Origin of the sequence: Methyloradius palustris, from assembly GCF_019703875.1 — a bacterium.
In the GTDB taxonomy this organism is placed as follows: Bacteria; Pseudomonadota; Gammaproteobacteria; order Burkholderiales; family Methylophilaceae; genus Methyloradius; species Methyloradius palustris.
In genome coordinates this window covers 1781281-1799180 of sequence record NZ_AP024110.1, presented here as the reverse complement: position 1 = coordinate 1799180, position 17900 = coordinate 1781281, and the positions used below count along the sequence as shown (strand labels likewise).

Here is a 17900-nt window from a genome sequence, read left to right as displayed (position 1 = left end):
TAGATGCTCATCGATACGCACTGCCATCTGGATGCAAGCGAGTTTGATGCGGATCGTAATGCGGTGGCTACGCTAGCCTTGCAGAATGGGGTCGAATTAATCGTGGTACCCGCCGTGATGCGTAGCAATTTTGCAGTCGTGCAAGCATTAGCGAGCGAATACCCGCATTGTGCTTATGCGCTGGGCATTCATCCTTTGTATGTTGATCAGTCGCAAGAGTCTGACCTTGCTCTCCTCAGGGTAACGATTGAGCAAAGTTTAGCCACGCAAAATCAACCTGTTGCAGTAGGCGAGATAGGCCTAGATTTCTTTGTGGATCAAGCCACCCAAAATGGTGGGCGCGAACGCCAGGAGTATTTTTTCTCAGAGCAGTTAAAAGTCGCGCGTGACTTTGACTTGCCCGTGATTTTGCATGTGCGTCGTTCAGTGGATGATGTACTTAAGCATTTGCGGCGGATTAAAGTGAGTGGCGGAATTGCGCATGCTTTCAACGGCAGTTTTCAACAAGCCAACGAATTTATCAGGTTAGGTTTCAAGTTGGGGTTTGGTGGCGCAATGACGTATCCACGCGCATTAAAAATTCGTGAATTAGCCACCACACTGCCTGTAGAGGCGGTTGTACTGGAGACGGATGCTCCTGATATTCCACCAGAATGGTTAGGGCACCATGGACGTAATAGCCCGCATGAACTTTTAAGAATTTCTGAAGTCTTCGGCCAATTACGTGGCTTAAATAGTGCGCAAGTGGCTGATATTACAACAAAGAATGCGCTGCAAGTATTACCAAAATTAGCGCAGTTATGCACACCACCTCAAGTGCTACTTTAACTTAGGTCAAAAAACCATAGCAATCCAATGACATACAGTAAGCCGTTGATTTATATAATAAAAAAATACGGTTAAAAAATAGGCGTTTCAAAAAAAGGCTTATGGATTCATGAGTTACATTTTTAAGTCACAGCTATCCACAAAATTATCCACAGATTTTGTGGATAGGAATTACTCCTATTTCGGCATGAGCTAATAGCTAAAAAGAATATGGTCGCCATGGCGAGTGACCCCAATATTTAAACTGGCTGTTATAGGCTGAATTTAAGCCCAAGTTTAATTGCTGTTTAATTGTGGCATCCGACTGTTTCCAGTAAAATGTACTCCCGTCCGCAATGTCCTCAGATTGCTAATCTTTAAGCTTAAATATGACTAAATATGTATTTGTTACCGGCGGGGTTGTTTCTTCTTTAGGCAAAGGCATTGCAGCTGCAAGCCTTGGCGCCATTCTCGAATCGCGTGGGATTAAAGTCACCATGCTCAAGTTAGACCCATACATTAACGTTGACCCTGGCACCATGAGTCCTTTTCAACATGGTGAAGTGTTTGTCACAGATGATGGCGCAGAAACCGATTTGGACTTAGGCCATTACGAACGCTTCATTAGTGCACGCATGGGTAAGCGTAATAATTTCACCACGGGTCAGATTTATGAAACCGTGATTAAAAAAGAACGTCGCGGCGAATATCTGGGTAAAACCGTCCAGGTGATCCCACATATCACGGACGAAATAAAACTTCATATTAAGCGTGGTGCTGAAGGCGCTGATGTCGCGATTGTTGAAGTGGGTGGCACGGTAGGTGACATTGAGTCATTGCCATTCCTCGAAGCAATCCGCCAGATGGGTTTTGAAGAAGGCCGCAACAATGCCTGTTATATCCATCTGACCTTATTGCCTTGGATATCAGCTGCTGGTGAGCTGAAAACCAAACCTACTCAGCACTCTGTAAAAGAGCTGCGTGAGATCGGTATTCAGCCAGATATATTGCTGTGCCGTGCCGACCGCAGTATTCCTGATGATGAGCGCCGTAAAATTGCCTTGTTTACCAATGTAGCGCCAGAGGCTGTGATATCAGCAGTTGACGCTACTTCGATTTACCAAATTCCTGGTTTTTTGCACGACCAGATGCTGGACGAGATTGTCTGTCATAAGTTAAATATTCTGGCCAAAGCAGCAGATTTATCAAGCTGGAAGAAGATTGTTGAGTCATTGGCAAAACCACAGTTTGAAGTGAATGTGGCATTCGTCGGCAAATATGTTGATTTAACTGAATCATACAAATCACTGACTGAGGCGTTGATTCACGCAGGTATTCATACACATTCAAAAGTACGTATCCACTACATAGACTCAGAAGATATTGAAGTGAATGGCACAGCTGCTTTAGCTAAGATGGATGCGATCTTGGTGCCAGGCGGTTTTGGTAAACGTGGCACCGAAGGCAAGATCGCCGCGATTGGCTATGCACGCGAACAGAAAATTCCCTATTTAGGTATTTGTCTTGGTATGCAACTGGCTGTCATTGAGTTTGCGCGCAATGTCGCGAATCTGAAAGATGCCAATAGCACTGAATTCAATCCAGACGCGCCGCATCCATTGATAGGCTTGATTACCGAGTGGCAAGCAGCAGATGGCAAAATCGAAACCCGCTCTGAAGAGTCTGATCTAGGTGGCACGATGCGCTTAGGCGCACAACGCTGTCCGATTGTGCCTGACACCATGGCGGCTGGGATTTACGGCCTTGAAGTCAATGAACGTCATCGCCATCGCTATGAAGTGAATAACAATTATGTTGAACAATTGAAGTCGGCTGGCTTGGTGATCTCGGCACGTACTCCGACTGAAAACCTCTGTGAAATGATTGAACTGCCGCAAAACGTGCATCCATGGTTTGTGGCTTGCCAGTTCCACCCAGAATTTACCTCTAACCCACGTACCGGGCACCCATTATTCAAGGCCTATATTCAGGCGGCGCTTGACCATAAAGCAGGAACAAAAGGCTAACTTATGAAATTATGTGGTTTTGATGTTGGCATTGAACATCCTATTTTTCTGATTGCTGGGCCATGTGTCATTGAGTCCAAGCAAATGGCGATTGATACCGCTGGCGCACTCAAAGAGATTTGCGAGCAAGTAGGCATCAATTTCATCTATAAATCTTCTTATGACAAAGCCAACCGCAGCTCCAATAAGACTTTCCGTGGTTTTGGTATTACAGAAGGCCTGAGAATTCTGGATGAAGTGCGTAGCCAGATTGGCGTAAAGATATTGACCGACGTGCATACTGAAGAGCAGGTTGCTGAAGTAGCCTCTGTGGTAGATGTACTGCAAACGCCAGCGTTTCTGTGCCGCCAAACAGACTTTATTACTGCGGTAGCCACTTGCGGTAAACCAGTCAATATCAAAAAAGGCCAGTTTTTAGCGCCTGGTGATATGAAGCAAGTGGTACAAAAAGCCAAAGAAGCCAATGGCAATCAAGACAGTATTATGGTTTGTGAACGTGGTGCTTCATTTGGCTACAATACCTTGGTGTCTGATATGCGCGGTTTGGCGATTATGCGCGAGACCAATTGCCCCGTTGTGTTTGATGCTACGCATTCGGTACAGCAGCCAGGCGGACAAGGTGATAAGAGCGGAGGTCAGCGTGAGTTTGTGCCTGTCTTGGCTCGCGCGGCAGTTGCCAGCGGCATAGCAGGGTTGTTTATGGAAACCCATCCCGATCCTTCAAAGGCCTTATCTGACGGCCCTAACGCATGGCCGCTGCACAAAATGAAAGACTTGCTGGAAGTATTGCTGGATTTAGACCGTGTAGTAAAAAAAGCTGGGTTTATAGAACACACACTTTAAAAAAACTAGAGTGTCGCACCTTGTAGCGTGCACACATTAATTCAAAAGTTAATAAGGGAAAGAATATGAGTGCCATTGTAGATATCATTGCTCGCGAAATTATTGATTCACGCGGAAACCCAACCGTTGAGGTGGATGTGTTGCTAGAGAGTGGTATTATTGGCCGCGCGGCCGTGCCTTCAGGTGCTTCTACAGGTACTAAAGAAGCCGTAGAGCTGCGTGATGGCGATAATTCACGCTACTTGGGCAAAGGCGTCTTGCAAGCGGTTGAGAACGTCAATACCGAGATTACAGAAGCGATTGTTGGGCTGGATGTCGAAGAACAAAGTTTTATCGACAACACCTTGATTGAGCTTGATGGTACTGAAAACAAAGCGCGCTTGGGCGCCAATGCCATCTTGGCCGTTTCTATGGCCTGTGCTCGCGCGGCAGCTGAAGAGTCAAGCTTGCCTCTTTATCGTTATTTAGGCGGTTCAGGCTTCATGCAATTGCCAACCCCTATGATGAACATCATCAATGGTGGTGCACATGCCGATAACAGTGTGGATATTCAAGAATTCATGATTATCCCTGCTGGCATGCCTACCTTCCGCGAGGCTGTGCGCTGCGGTGCAGAAGTATTTCATGCATTAAAGAAAATCCTGCATAAAAAAGGCTTGGCAACCACAGTGGGTGATGAAGGTGGTTTTGCGCCTGACTTGCCATCCAACGAGTCTGCGATTCAGTTAATTCTGGAGGCTGTATCAGCGGCTGGTTACGAGCCGGGTCGCGATGTGCTGCTAGGTTTGGATTGCGCTAGCTCAGAATTTTACAAAAATGGTCAATATCATCTGGAATCAGAAGGCATCTCTCTTTCTTCTGGTCAATTCACAGACTATCTGGCGACTTTGGCCGATAAGTATCCCATCATCAGCATTGAAGATGGCATGAGCGAGCATGACTGGGATGGCTGGAAAGTATTGACCGACCGCCTGGGCAAGAGCGTACAGCTGGTCGGCGATGATATTTTCGTGACCAACCCGAAGATTCTGCGTGAAGGTATCCGCTTAGGTGTGGGTAACTCTGTGCTGATCAAGGTCAACCAGATCGGTACTTTGACTGAAACTTTCCAGACCATTGAAATGGCCAAGCGTGCAGGCTATACCTCAGTAATCTCACATCGTTCTGGTGAAACTGAAGATACGACCATTGCGGATATTTCAGTGGCTACAAATGCACTGCAAATCAAGACAGGTTCTTTATCGCGTTCTGAACGTATTGCCAAATACAATCAGTTGCTGCGTATTGAAGAAGAGTTAGGCGATGCTACCAGCTATGCTGGTTTGGATGCGTTTTACCATTTAAAACGCTAATCCTTTCGCTATCTAGCACTTGAGAGCTCTCACCCTAATATTTGTTATTCTGATTGCCGCGCTACAGTATCCGCTGTGGCTCGGCAAAGGGAGTTGGCTCAGGGTGTGGGATCTCAGTCGCCAGATTACTGAGCAAAAAGACAAAAATGCTGTCCTAAAGGCTCGTAACGATACGCTCGATGCCGAAGTGCGCGACCTGAAACAAGGTTACGCAGCGATTGAAGAGCGTGCACGCAATGAGCTTGGCATGGTCAAGCAGGATGAAGTGTTCTATCAGATTATTGAGCGAACCGGCCAGAATGCCAGCCAACCGTCTAGCCCAGACTCAAAACCTCAAAATGCTACTCCAGCACCCAACAACAGCACATCTGCAATTCCAGCCACCAAATTGCCTTAAACACAGCGCGGCGCCATAAATACAAAAGAGTGAAATACAGAATAGCGATATGAATAGACCTAAAGTATTGATCATTCTAGCAATCGTGCTGGTCGTTGGCTTCGTTACCACCTCTTTTTTTAGTTATCACGTCTCTAAACAGGCGATACACAAGACTATTGTTGATAACGAGTTGCCGCTTACCGCCGATAACATCTATTCCGAGATTCAAAAAGACTTGGTTCGGCCTGTATTTATTTCTTCCATGATGGCCTCGGATACCTTTCTCAGGGATTGGGTAATAGAGGGTGAGCAGGGTACAGAGAAGATCAGTAAATATCTGCAGCAGGTGCAAACGACCTATGGCGCTTTCGTCAGCTTTCTGGTCACTGAGCGCACCCACAATTACTACTACGGCGAAGGCATACTCAAGCAGGTAAAACAGGATGAGCCACGCGATGCTTGGTATTTTCGTGTTCGTGATCTCAGCCAACCCTACGAGATCAATGTGGATAAAGATCTAGCGCACCATGATGAGCTCACTATTTTTGTCAATTATCGTGTGTTGGATTACAGCAATCGTTTTATCGGCACTGTGGGCATAGGCCTCAATGTAGATAGCGTACAAAAACTGATTGCCAGCTACCAGAAGAAATATCAGCGCGATGTCTATTTTGTGAGCCACGATGGCACGATCATGCTTTCAGGCAGCCAGCGCCATGCGGCTGGTAAAAACATTAAAGATGTGGATGGCATGAACAGTCTGCCCGCAGAAATCATTGATCAACCAATCACCCAGACTAGTGCCGAAACAACCCGTGAATACGAGTATGAATACGAAGATCATCATGCCAATCACCTGATCAATGTGCGCTATATTCCAGAGCTGAAATGGTATTTGTTCGTTGAAAAAAGCGAGACCCAAGCAATCTCTGGTATTAAAAATACATTCATTCTCAACCTGCTGGTTTGTCTTGCCGTCACCCTGATTGTAGTTGCTATTACCGACATAGCTCTCAAGCGCTACCAGCAAAGGCTTGAAGTAATGGCGACGACAGACATTCTCACAGGCCTGCCGAATCGGCGTGCTTTTGATATTGTGATTGAAGTCATGTCTAACGATACCGCACGTAGTGGCGGCACTATTGCTATCTTGGTGCTGGATATTGATCACTTTAAGGCCATTAATGATCAATATGGCCACATAGGTGGCGATTACGTACTAACGGAAGCAGCTAGCATCATTAAATCAAGCTTGCGTGCTGCTGATTTTATTTGCCGCTGGGGTGGAGAAGAGTTTTTGGTGGTAGTGAGGGATTGCGATGAACACAATATCATCGCACTGGCTGAAAAAGTACGCAAAAGTATTGAGCACCACACTACTACATACCAAAACCAGACGATTGCCCTCACCGTGAGCATCGGTGCGGCTATTGGTAAACCATCAGAGACTTTGGAAAACCTGGTGGTGCGTGCAGATAAAGCAATGTATCAAGCCAAGAAGCAAGGCCGTAATCGCAGCATATTAAGCTGATTAAACTAGCCTTATCGCTATGCTAATGGATAAGGGAGCGGCTTAATTTTAAGCGCGAACCCTTGCCATAACAATTCACTGCCTTGCTCGAGAATCTCAAGCCTGAGCTCAACGAGCAACTCGTAACCAGCTTCAGGCGCTGGCGCACTTCTGACCACTTTACCAACGACATCATTATTACTCATGATGTCGTCCCCAATTTGGGGGGCTTGTTCAGATTTTACATGCGAAAGTTGGGTGCGTCGTTTTACCTTGCCCAAATAATGGGTGCGGGCAACGATTTCCTGGCCCGTGTAGCAGCCTTTCTTGAAATTGATACCGTCCAGTGCATCCAGGTTGATCATCTGCGGCACAAAGGCTTCTTGTGTTGCTGGCGCGATATCGGGGATACCGGCTTGTATCTCCCAGTAATCCCATTGGCCTTTATCTGCGGGCTGGGCGTGTTCGCTTAATGTTGCCCATATTTCTGCAGCATGGTCGTTGGTGGTATAGATTTGATAGCGAGGAGTGTCACCTGGCAGGCGCAGCAAAGTGGATTGAGCGAGCGTAGTTAAGGCATAAGCTTGTTGAGGAAGGTGTTCTGCACCAAAGCAACTGTTCATTGCTGATAAAGCTTCTGGCCCAGCAATACCAAAGCGAATGATGTCATCGGAGACATCTTTGATAGTGACTTTAGAGCGCATCACATACATTTTGAGGCGTTTTAATATAGGCTCAAGCAAATCGCGATTGAGTTGCAAGTGAAGATGGTCTTGATGTGCGAATGCAAGAAACAAAGCTAGCAAACGGCCTTTGGGAGTGCAGTAGCCAGCGTATTGAAAATTACTGCCGTCGAGTTTTTTAACATCATTAGTGACTTGGCCTTGCAAGAAATCTGCTGCATCTTCCCCATCAAGTTGCAGCAGGCCTATATGGGATAAGTCGGCGAGTATGGTTTGATTAGCAACAATGCCGCTGTTGCCTGCAAAAGCGGTGACTTGATTATTCTCAATCGTCGCGCCCTGGGATATTAAAAAATCTTGCCACTGTGTCATGATTGGATGCCGTTGCGGATAAATATGTGAATGATTATAACGTGAAGGCGTATGGCTTATATTTCAAGGCGGTAGTATTAACAAACTTAATCTCTCTATCGATTCATGAATATCAAATTTAACTCCAAGCCTTCTTATTATCTGCTCAGCATTTTGTGCGTAGCCAGTGGGCTGAGTATGCTGGTGATCGCCTGCATGCCTCTATTACTTTGGCTCAAAGCCTTGCTGATTCTGCTGGTCATACTCAGTAGTGCTTTTTACATCGCCAGAGATGCTTTAGGTTTGTTGCCTTGGTCATGGGTGGCGCTTGAAATTGATAGCCAACACCAGTTTCAGTTGACCGCTAAAAACGGTGTGCAGCACACAGTGACAGTTTTGCCAGAGAGTCTGGTTGCTAGCTATTTAATCGTACTGCAATTAAAAGTAGAGCAACCGTTCTTGCGCAAAAGCTTGATTTTATTACCTGATAACGCAAACCCTGATGATTTGAGGCGTTTGCGCGTTTGGCTTAAATGGGCATCACATAAAAGTAATGATGCCCATGCCGAGTTAGAGGATGCCGTTTAGAAATCAGACAGTTTTACGGCTACGAAAATTCTGTGCCCGATGTGACAAGCGTTTCATTAAATGCAGTAGGCGTTGCGGTGTGTAGGCGCTAATAATCAAGGCAATCGCTAGCAAGCCTAACAGCCAGTCTATCTGCATCGGGCTGAAGTCTCTTTTTGCAGGTTTCAGGCGCTGCATGGCGGCTTTTACATTAGGCTCGCTATCTCCGCGCACATATTCAGCATGAATCTCACCGCTGAACTGTTTGAGATATTCTTCATCCAGGCGTGATGGATAGCGGTCATCTTCATTGGTTGCTACGTTGTCATCGCGGTTACCAAAGTTCTGCTGTGAAATCTGTGCGATACCAGGCTGCATGGTGAAGTTTTCAGCAGACCAGTAACCGATGATGGTATTTTTTTCGTCCAGTTTAGGAATAGGGTAGGCATCCAGGCTACCAATCCCAACGACTAACCAGCCGTTACCACCCTGAAACCCGCTGAGGTCACGCGTGTTAAATGCATGCAGATGTGGCGCTTCTTCACCATCAGTGAAAAATACTACTTGTGCAGGCTCTGGTAAGGTTCTTAACAAGCGGCTGATGGCTTCGGCGCTTTCACGGATTCGGCTATTGCCAGACCATGCCATACGCCACTCCAAGTGGTTGAGCGTATCTTGAATGGCATCGTAGTTCCCGCAGACCTCAATCGGGGCATACAATGCAGCGACCGTAAAGCCTGCAAATACCGATAAGCTCACACGACTACCGCAAGGCAATGTGCTGATCATGTCGTGCAACATGGTTTTGGTATATTCCAGTCGCGTCATCTCCTGCCCATGCCAGAACATGCCTTTTGTATTCATGCTCTGGCTGATGTCCACCACGAACATGTAGCTGTAGATATTGCGCGGAACAGGCACTACAGGCTTGAATATTGCCGCTACCAGCAGGATAAACGCGAGTGACAAAAATGCGGCATCCCTGCGATGCAGCAGGTAATGCCAGAATTTCTTGATAGAAGCTTTAAATTGCATGGATGTGTCTCTTAACCGTGCTTACGGCAAACCAACGGGAATACTGCCCATAATCAGGCCTGGTGAATCTGAATCACCTACGCCTGGCGTTGGTGTCGCTGGCAACATTGAGATGACGCGGTCCAGGTTATGCCGTGCATCCCAGAAGTTATTGTCTAACCTTAATGATGCTTGGTAAGCTGTTTTTGCTTGTGTTAGCAGGTATTCAGTTTGATCTTTCACCGTCATGTCACGGCCATTGATCGCCAAGCCACGTAGCAGGTAGATATTGCCCGAGTTATACAGGACGGCTGATTTCTGTGTATCCGTACCCTCGTCTTTTAATTTAGCGAATAGCAACGTAGCTTCTTGATATTTGCCGTTATGTGCCTGCCAGTAAGCCACTGCAAATCTAGCCTCGTACGAATCTTTATCAGTGGCTGGCGCTTTACCATTAAGCACCGCATGATTGAAGTGATGTATCTGGTTAATACGTACTGCCTCCCAGCCCGCGCCTAGTGCGCTAGCAATGGCAATCACGCTGAGTAGGAATGTGGTTTTTTTAGCACTTAATGCCATGTTCTTACCTCAAAAAATTTGACTACAAGTAGCAACGCAATCAATAAGGCCGCTATTCCGTAGCAGAATGGTGCAAAGTCACGGCCTGGGATTTCTTCAATATAACGTATCGGTTTTTTCTCTTTGCGGTTGATGTCTTCAATTGCCTCTGCCAAAGACTTTGGGTCTTCAGCTTCATAGGCTTGAAAGCCTGTATGGAAGGTTTTGAAGAATTCATTGAGTTCAATCACGTCTGGCAGGGGTGCATCTTCTTTTGGTTTGAAGTTTGGGTCAAAGATACTGATGCCACCCGGCTTGCGCAGCACAATCCAGTAGAGCTTTACATGCATGCGGTCTAGCCAGTCACGTATTTTTTCTTGTGTTGCTGCGCCAATACGGCCACCACCATCTGATAATAAAATCACCGCACGCGAGCCCGAGTCTGGTGTTTTATCAAACTGTGCAAGGCCAGTGGTAAGCCCGCTACCAATGTTGGTTTGAAATAGTGCTGACCCGCCAGCTGCTTTAATTGCCGCGAGAATCGCATCGCGATTATCAGTGAGTGGCATGGCATGCATGGCTGAGTTGCTGAAGGTCACCATGCCGAACATGTCGTTGCTGCGCTCATTCACGAATTTGGTAATCAGGCGTTCGGCCGCTTGCGCCTTGGTTTCACCCGCATTGCCGCTGGCTTCTGCGCCAGAAAAGGGGTCATCCATACTGGCGCTGCGGTCAAATACCAATACCAACTGCGCACCTACGCCAACTCGCTCAATATACTGGATATGACTTACGGGCCTGGCTATGCCAATCACGGCTAGAAATATAGCAATGGCCGCCAGTATTTTCAGCAACAAGCCAAGCAGGTCTGACAAACGATCTTTTGGCAGCAGATTCATCCACGAATAGCTGCGCGTGTGCTGGCGATCTAGCAGCAAGGGCACTAAGGCGATGGGCAGCAGCAATAAGGCCCAAGGTGCGGCAAAATTCACTAGCTTAAACCTCGCTCACAATCACGGCAACGACGGCAGAACTGGCGTAGCCAAAGCTGCAAATCCTGCTCTATGCCGTGCCGAGCATCACTATCAAAAAACACATGGCGAGATAGCGCAAAAAATTTGGTGATTTCATCTTTGATTGGCGTGAATTGAGGCTTGGTCGTAATCACCTCGTCTGCTGTAAACACGCTATTGCCGGTGGATTGGTTGAATGCCACATGAAGGCGCTCAATCATTTTAGAGATATTTTCCTGGGTACTTGTATTGTCTTTGTTACCTTTAATTTTGCGCAAATCGCGGTAGGCGCGGGCAAATGGACCACCCATCCGCGGTAACCACGATCTATTGCCAAGAATATAGAAAAGTCCGATCACAACTACGCTTAATATGACCAAACAAGCGATCAATGCATAATGGTTCCATGTGCTATCAAGTAGCAGAGGCCCACGGAACTGGCTCATATCCTTTTCGACTTTCACTGAGCCATAAATGGTCAATGGTGAAATACGGAACGGAAAGTTTGGAATACGCACGGTAAACATATGGCCATTGCCACCAAATTTCACATATTCAGGTGGGAGCTGGCTGGGTTTGACCACGACACTATTGGTGAATACCTGATAGCTCAGTTCTAGCTTGTAGATAGTATCGTGCTTGGTCTCTTCTGCCGTCAGTACTGCAGACCGAACCTCCAAGCCTTGATTCTGACCTCTATATTTTTTCTCTGTACCTTGCAGAGGTAGCGATGTTTGCAGGATTCTGTAAGGCTTTTCTACTCTTAATGTAATCGTACGATTGAGAATGTCGCCCACGTGATAACCGACATCACGCACAGGGTCAATTGCCGTGACATATACCGTTGGGTTTTGGTTGGGTGCAGGAGCATCGACATCTGCAGCGTAGCTTGCTGAAGTTCCGCTAAGCAGACTTGTTAGCAAGCCAGAGCAGATTGCAATTGTGCTTAATAGATTAGCTAATTTCATTATTCAATACTCATTATTTTAAGCGTCTTGTATTAGATATCCAGTGTTACGCACCCAGAAACTGGTAGAAGTACTCGGTCAAACTATTTGCATCAAAACCATCTTCAACAAAGAATGGTGGAAAGTCATAACGCATGAAAAGTTGATACAGTGCTTCGCGACGTTCGGCAAACGAAGCCTGAATGCGTGCATGCATATCGCCACGCAAGAACAGGCTACGGCGCTCGCCAGTTTCGCTATCCATCACATGCGTGATGCCGAATTCGGGTAATTTTTTGTATTCCGCCGCATCCCACAACACGATAGGCACGATATGGTGGCGTTGCATGCTGTTGATGGCTTCTTCAAGCACATCCAGCGGCATATGAAAATCTGATACAAGAAATACCAATGCGCGTTCACGTGATAAATGTGCACTGACTCCGAGTATGCCTTCGCCAGCCACTTGCTCTGGACGGTAATCCTTCAATCGTTCAGCGAGTTCATAAGCACCTTGCACTCGCGTGCTGGCATGGCTGATCCAATCTTCACGGACTTGATTATCAAAGCCGATGAAGGAGAAGGGGTCGCTTGCACGTGATGCCGAGTAAGCTGCTGATGCAGTAATTTCAGCGGCTATATGCAACTTGTGATGTTCACCCAAAAACCCCATAGAGCCTGAAAGGTCACATGCCACAAAGATAGGCGTTGAGCTGCGTTGGTTAAATATACGTACAAAGACCTGCTCAAACGGGTCGCGCAGCGTGAGGCGCAAATCAATACGCCGTGGATCAGGGTATGAAATCAGCGGGGCATGCCCGACAAAGTCCATGCCTAACCCACGTTGCACGCTCGCATGCCTGCCAGGGTGGCGGCCTTTTGAGCGCCAACCTATCTGGTAAGTGAATTCTTTAGCCAGGCTATTAACCATCATGATAACGATTGATTTGTATTTTTAAGGCGCAGAAATGACGTGAATAATCTTGCTGAGCAATTCACGTGCAATAGCGGTACGGCGCATTTCATATACGGGGCTGAACACCAGTCTGTGGGCGATGGTTTCATGGAATACCGTATGAATATCTTCAGGCACTACTGCTTCACGATCATTCAGCCAGGCGTTCACACGGGCGGCTCGCATCATCATCGCCATGCCGCGTGGGCTTGCACCTGCGATGACTAAACGGTTGATGTCTACACCATCAATTTTTACGCCGTACTGCGCTGGGGCTTTAGTAGCCAACCACAGGTTAAGCGCATAGCGACGTAAGGTATCGCTGGCCTTAACTGTTTTCTGGATATTGCTGGCCACGTCATTCAGTTTGTCGAATTGGAGAATGTCGGGCTGAACCTGCTCAACAAGCGCATCTACGTTATGGAAGCGTGTGTCGAAAATCAGTGATTCAAGAATGTTTTCATCACTAGGTACCAGAATCGGGATTTCCATCATGAAGCGGTCACGCGCTGCCGATGGGATCTCAAAGGTTTCTTCGCGTTCTACTTGATTTCTGTCAGCGAATACCAACATATGCGGGAAGACATATTCTTTGTTGAATGCAGATAATGTGCGCTCAGCCATCACACGTAGTAGTAAGGAGTGTACTTGTGGGCGAGCACGGTTGATCTCGTTAAAAAAGAATACGGACAAATCTTCACCCTGCGCCAATAGAGGACCCGGGCTTACGTGTGGGCGACCATCTTCACCAAGGTAGGTGTGGTAGATCAGATCATTCGGCATTAAGTCGATGGTGCCTTCAATGCGTTGGTAACCACCGCCGATACCGCGCGTAAATGCGCGCAGGAGTGTGGTTTTACCAACGCCAACATCGCCTTCAAGCAATACATGCCCACGGGCGAAAATGGCGGTGGTAATCAGCCGAACAGGTGATTCTTGTCCGACGACTACTTTGTTGATTTCCGATTCTAGTTTTAGCGCATGTTGGCGCCAGTCGGCTAGTTGGCTGTCACTCATTGACGTATCCTGATCTGATGAATTAGAAAAAAGTGCTGCTTGATAAATATGCTCAAGCAGCCTATTTGTAAACAAATGTTACTGCATATTAACGATTTTATGCCCGGGTGTAAACAGACCTGTATATAGCTAAACGATTTTAGGGCTTTCGTTTAAGGTCATTTCCAGCGAAAATAGCGGTTGTTCATTTAAACTTAATAAAAATTAAGCACACTTAATTAACCTAAAAGCAAAATAATTCAATGGAAAAACAAAATAGCTTTACGTATGAAGAGCTTCTTTCGTGTGGTCGCGGGGAAATGTTCGGCGCAGGCAATGCGCAATTACCATTGCCGCCTATGCTCATGTTTGACCGCATTGTAAGTATTAAAGAAGATGGCGGTAAGTATGGCCATGGTGAGATTATTGCTGAACTGGATATCACACCTGATCTATGGTTTTTTGGCTGCCATTTTACTGGTGACCCTGTCATGCCTGGCTGTTTAGGCCTTGATGCGATGTGGCAACTGGTTGGTTTTTTTCTGGGCTGGATGGGTGGCCCTGGTCGCGGTCGTGCACTTGGTGCTGGCGAAGTCAAATTTAGCGGTCAAGTATTGCCTACAGGCAAGAAAGTAACCTATTACATTGATTTGAAACGTGTAATGATGCGCAAGCTGGTGATGGGTATTGCCGATGCGCGCATGGAGCTAGATGGGCGTGAAATATATGTTGCGCGTGATCTGCGTGTAGGTCTGTTCACAAGTACAGAAAACTTTTAGCCTCACATTTCAAACTTAAAAAATTTCGATAGTCATTTAGAAAATATTTTGAGGAGCACGCAATGCGTCGTGTAGTCGTCACTGGTATGGGGATAGTCTCCAGCCTTGGTAATAATAAAGCAGAAGTATTGGATAGCCTGTTTGAGGGTCGTTCAGGCATCACATATCAACCTGAATATGCTGAGCATGGCATGCGCTCACAAGTGGCTGGCTCAGTCAAGAATCTGGATATTCCTGCACTTATAGACCGTAAACTGCTGCGCTTTATGGCGAACGGTCATGCCTATGCGTGGATTGCTTTGCAAGAAGCGATTGGCGATGCTGGATTGGGTGAAGAACTAGTCTCAAATGTAAGAACTGGCATTATCGTTGGCGCTGGCGGCCCTTCAACTGAAAGCATCGAAGAAAGCAATCAAGTGCTTGTCGAGAAAGGCATTCGTCGTGTCGGGCCTTATATGGTCACCAAAGCGATGTCGAGTGGTGTAGTTGCAACCCTTGCGACTGGTGCCAAGATCAAGGGCGTTAATTACAGTATCAGCTCAGCATGTTCAACAAGCGCGCATTGTATCGGCGCTGGTGTAGAGCAGATTCAGCTTGGTAAGCAAGATATCGTATTTGCTGGAGGTGCCGAAGAAGAACATTGGACATTGTCTTATTTGTTCGATGCCATGGGTGCGATGTCCAGCAAATACAATGACACGCCTGAGAAAGCATCACGGACCTATGATGCTGACCGTGATGGTTTTGTAATCTCCGGCGGTGGTGGTATCTTGGTGCTTGAAGAGTACGAGCATGCCAAAGCACGCGGCGCTAAGATTTACGCAGAGGTGGTGGGTTACGGCGCGACTTCTGATGGCTATGACATGGTTGCACCAAGCGGAGAGGGCGCAGTGCGCTGTATGAAGCTTGCATTGCAAGGCATTAGCGATGTTGATTACATCAACACACATGGCACCAGCACCCCTGTAGGCGACACGAAAGAGTTGGAAGCGATTCGCGAAGTATTTGGTGATGGTGCGTACGGCAAAGTACCTGCAATTGCCTCGACTAAGTCTTTATCTGGCCATGCACTTGGCGCAGCTGGTGTGAATGAAGCCATTTATACATTGATTATGATGGAGAATGACTTTATCGCTGCATCTGCGAATATCGAAACCTTAGACCCTGTTGGAGAAGGTTTACCTATCGTGCAGAAACGTATTGATAAAGCGAATGTTCAGACTGCTTTATCCAACAGTTTTGGATTCGGCGGTACTAACGCAACGTTAGTGTTTTCGCGTACAGGGCTTTAATTGCTTAGGACTCTAATGGCTTAGGAGAAGCGCCGCAGCTACGTTGCGGCCTTCTGCCATTAGTATATTGTAAGTACGGCAGGCAGCAGCGGTGTCCATGCATTCAATACCAATGCCAGCTTCTATCAAAGCACGGCTTAATTTGGGGTGAATGAACTGGTGTTTTTCACCGGTGCCGAGTAGCACTACTTCAAGCTTTGCACTACCAGAGGTAGATTCAATCAACTTCTCAAAATGCGCCTCGGTCAGGTCACTGAAGGTTTGCACATCCCAATCAGGTATTACCAGTTCAGGCAGCACAATCAGGCTTTGCGTGTAGCGTAATTCGTTGACTTGAATCCAGCCAGCGCCATAGCCTGTAATCAATTGGTTGCCAGCGGCTTTTGTTAGGTGCAGTTTCATTGATGATATATGGCTGTTAATAATGAAGAATAGCGCGGCTTAAATTGCTTGTAGCGCCCGTGTCAATGTAAAATAGCATACTTTTAAGTCAGCCTTTTAATCAAGTTCTAGTTGTATGGATACTCATACGACTAGATACCATTAGAAAAAACACGACAGGCAATCATGGAACCCATACTCAAATCTTTAAAGCTCAGCAACGTTTGCTACGATATTCGTGGCCCCGTGCTTGCGCGAGCCCGTGAGATGGAGGAAGAGGGTCATCGCATCATCAAGCTGAATATCGGCAACCCTGCGCCGTTTGGCTTTGAAGCACCTGAAGAGATTCTGCAGGATGTGATTCGCAATATGGACCAGGCTTCTGGCTATACAGATTCCAAAGGCCTGTTCGCCGCACGCAAAGCCATCATGCATTACACACAGCAAAAGAAGATTGCAGGCGTCACCATCGATGACATTATCATCGGTAATGGCGTATCCGAACTGATTGTCATGGCCATGCAAGCATTGCTGAACAATGGTGACCAGATTCTGGTGCCTATGCCTGACTATCCATTATGGACGGCCGCAGTCACGCTTGCTGGTGGTTCGCCACGCCATTACCGCTGCAATGAAGAGGATGGATGGCTTCCTGATCTTGAGGATATGGAAGCCAAGATCACAGCCAATACCCGTGGCATTGTGCTCATCAATCCGAATAACCCGACAGGTTCGCTTTACCCAGCGGACTTCTTGTTGAAGGTCATAGAGATCGCGCGTCATCACAAGCTGGTGATTTTTGCAGACGAAATTTATGACAAGGTGCTGTACGACGGCAATGTACATACTTCAGTAGCTTCGCTAGCTGATGATGTGTTGTTCGTCACCTTCAACGGTTTATCCAAAAATTACCGTACTTGCGGCTACCGCGCAGGGTGGTTAGTTGTTTCTGGCGAAAAACGTCACGCACAAGACTATATCGAAGGCCTGAATATGCTGGCTTCCATGCGTTTGTGCGCTAACGTGCCAGGCCAACTCGCAATCCAGACCGCGCTTGGGGGTTACCAAAGTATCAATGACCTAGTGGCGCCTACTGGCAGGCTATGCAAGCAGCGCGACCTTGCTTACGAGATGCTAACCGCGATTCCTGGGGTTAGTTGCGTCAAGCCAGCAGCGGCCATGTATCTGTTTCCCAAGCTTGATCCTGAAATCTATCCAATCAAGGATGACCAGCAATTCATTCTTGATTTGTTGCTGGAAGAAAAAGTATTGCTGGTGCAAGGCACAGGCTTCAATTGGAAGACACCAGACCATTTCCGCGTGGTGTTCTTACCGAATGTGGATGACCTCACGGAGGCAATTAACCGTATTGCCCGCTTTCTTGAGCACTATCGAAAAACACACGCAAAATAAAAACTCCGAAATTAAACAGTTCTGGAATACGTA

At 46.9% G+C, this 17900-nt stretch carries 18 protein-coding genes; 10 read left to right on the top strand and 8 right to left on the bottom strand.

Annotated features, from left to right (window positions below; all coding sequences use genetic code 11):
* Positions 1–3: 3 nt before the first annotated feature.
* From ZMTM_RS08630 to ZMTM_RS08605, 6 genes are all read left to right on the top strand, one after another.
* A complete protein-coding gene (locus ZMTM_RS08630) occupies positions 4–828 on the top strand; it encodes a TatD family hydrolase (RefSeq protein ID WP_221763495.1) in 825 nt (274 codons plus the stop codon).
* Between the two features lie 368 nt (positions 829–1196).
* Positions 1197–2834, top strand: coding sequence for a CTP synthase (locus ZMTM_RS08625; protein WP_221763494.1), 1638 nt, complete (start codon positions 1197–1199; stop codon positions 2832–2834).
* Positions 2835–2837: 3 nt separating this feature from the next.
* Complete coding sequence (kdsA, locus tag ZMTM_RS08620) at positions 2838–3677, top strand: 3-deoxy-8-phosphooctulonate synthase (protein WP_221763493.1); 840 nt, start codon at positions 2838–2840, stop codon at positions 3675–3677.
* Between the two features lie 65 nt (positions 3678–3742).
* Positions 3743–5029, top strand: a complete 1287-nt coding sequence (eno, locus tag ZMTM_RS08615) for a phosphopyruvate hydratase (RefSeq protein ID WP_221763492.1) — start codon at positions 3743–3745, stop codon at positions 5027–5029.
* A gap of 19 nt (positions 5030–5048) precedes the next feature.
* Complete coding sequence (gene ftsB / locus ZMTM_RS08610) at positions 5049–5426, top strand: cell division protein FtsB (RefSeq protein ID WP_221763491.1); 378 nt, start codon at positions 5049–5051, stop codon at positions 5424–5426.
* 49 nt (positions 5427–5475) lie between these two features.
* On the top strand, positions 5476–6939 hold the full coding sequence (locus ZMTM_RS08605) for a sensor domain-containing diguanylate cyclase (protein WP_221763490.1): 1464 nt from the start codon (positions 5476–5478) through the stop codon (positions 6937–6939).
* Between the two features lie 17 nt (positions 6940–6956).
* Here ZMTM_RS08605 and ygfZ read toward each other — a convergent pair whose 3' ends face one another.
* Positions 6957–7973 carry a CAF17-like 4Fe-4S cluster assembly/insertion protein YgfZ gene (gene ygfZ / locus ZMTM_RS08600; protein ID WP_221763489.1) on the bottom strand — a complete coding sequence of 339 codons (1017 nt, stop codon included), beginning with the start codon at positions 7971–7973 and terminating at the stop codon, positions 6957–6959.
* Positions 7974–8078: 105 nt separating this feature from the next.
* Between ygfZ and ZMTM_RS08595 the strand changes: the two genes are divergently transcribed.
* Positions 8079–8540: a protein YgfX gene (locus ZMTM_RS08595; protein ID WP_221763488.1), complete on the top strand. Its 462-nt coding sequence runs from the start codon at positions 8079–8081 to the stop codon at positions 8538–8540.
* A gap of 3 nt (positions 8541–8543) precedes the next feature.
* Here ZMTM_RS08595 and ZMTM_RS08590 read toward each other — a convergent pair whose 3' ends face one another.
* From ZMTM_RS08590 to ZMTM_RS08565, 6 genes are read right to left on the bottom strand one after another with little or no spacing between them, the layout of a single operon-like run.
* Positions 8544–9554: a vWA domain-containing protein gene (locus ZMTM_RS08590; protein WP_221763487.1), complete on the bottom strand. Its 1011-nt coding sequence runs from the start codon at positions 9552–9554 to the stop codon at positions 8544–8546.
* Between the two features lie 21 nt (positions 9555–9575).
* Complete coding sequence (locus ZMTM_RS08585) at positions 9576–10112, bottom strand: hypothetical protein (protein WP_221763486.1); 537 nt, start codon at positions 10110–10112, stop codon at positions 9576–9578.
* The gene (locus tag ZMTM_RS08580) at positions 10103–11083 is read right to left on the bottom strand and encodes a vWA domain-containing protein (RefSeq protein ID WP_221763485.1); all 981 of its coding nucleotides are present in this window, start codon (positions 11081–11083) and stop codon (positions 10103–10105) included. The genes ZMTM_RS08585 and ZMTM_RS08580 overlap by 10 nt, the downstream gene beginning before the upstream one ends.
* Positions 11083–12072, bottom strand: coding sequence for a hypothetical protein (locus ZMTM_RS08575; RefSeq protein ID WP_221763484.1), 990 nt, complete (start codon positions 12070–12072; stop codon positions 11083–11085). The genes ZMTM_RS08580 and ZMTM_RS08575 overlap by 1 nt, the downstream gene beginning before the upstream one ends.
* A 46-nt stretch (positions 12073–12118) precedes the next feature.
* Positions 12119–12982: a DUF58 domain-containing protein gene (locus tag ZMTM_RS08570; RefSeq protein WP_221765655.1), complete on the bottom strand. Its 864-nt coding sequence runs from the start codon at positions 12980–12982 to the stop codon at positions 12119–12121.
* A gap of 24 nt (positions 12983–13006) precedes the next feature.
* Complete coding sequence (locus ZMTM_RS08565) at positions 13007–14023, bottom strand: AAA family ATPase (RefSeq protein WP_221763483.1); 1017 nt, start codon at positions 14021–14023, stop codon at positions 13007–13009.
* A gap of 242 nt (positions 14024–14265) precedes the next feature.
* Here ZMTM_RS08565 and fabA point away from each other — a divergent pair, with 242 nt between their 5' ends.
* The gene (fabA, locus tag ZMTM_RS08560) at positions 14266–14781 is read left to right on the top strand and encodes a 3-hydroxyacyl-[acyl-carrier-protein] dehydratase FabA (protein ID WP_221763482.1); all 516 of its coding nucleotides are present in this window, start codon (positions 14266–14268) and stop codon (positions 14779–14781) included.
* A 62-nt stretch (positions 14782–14843) separates the two neighbouring features.
* Complete coding sequence (fabB, locus tag ZMTM_RS08555; RefSeq protein ID WP_221763481.1) at positions 14844–16073, top strand: beta-ketoacyl-ACP synthase I; 1230 nt, start codon at positions 14844–14846, stop codon at positions 16071–16073.
* Between the two features lie 12 nt (positions 16074–16085).
* Here the strand turns inward: fabB and ZMTM_RS08550 are convergent, their stop codons facing one another.
* Positions 16086–16475 (bottom strand): Mth938-like domain-containing protein, encoded by a 390-nt coding sequence (locus tag ZMTM_RS08550; RefSeq protein WP_221763480.1) that lies wholly within the window; start codon positions 16473–16475, stop codon positions 16086–16088.
* A gap of 165 nt (positions 16476–16640) precedes the next feature.
* On the opposite strand from ZMTM_RS08550, the gene ZMTM_RS08545 reads away from it, so the two are divergent.
* A complete protein-coding gene (locus ZMTM_RS08545) occupies positions 16641–17867 on the top strand; it encodes a pyridoxal phosphate-dependent aminotransferase (protein ID WP_221763479.1) in 1227 nt (408 codons plus the stop codon).
* Positions 17868–17900 lie beyond the last annotated feature (33 nt).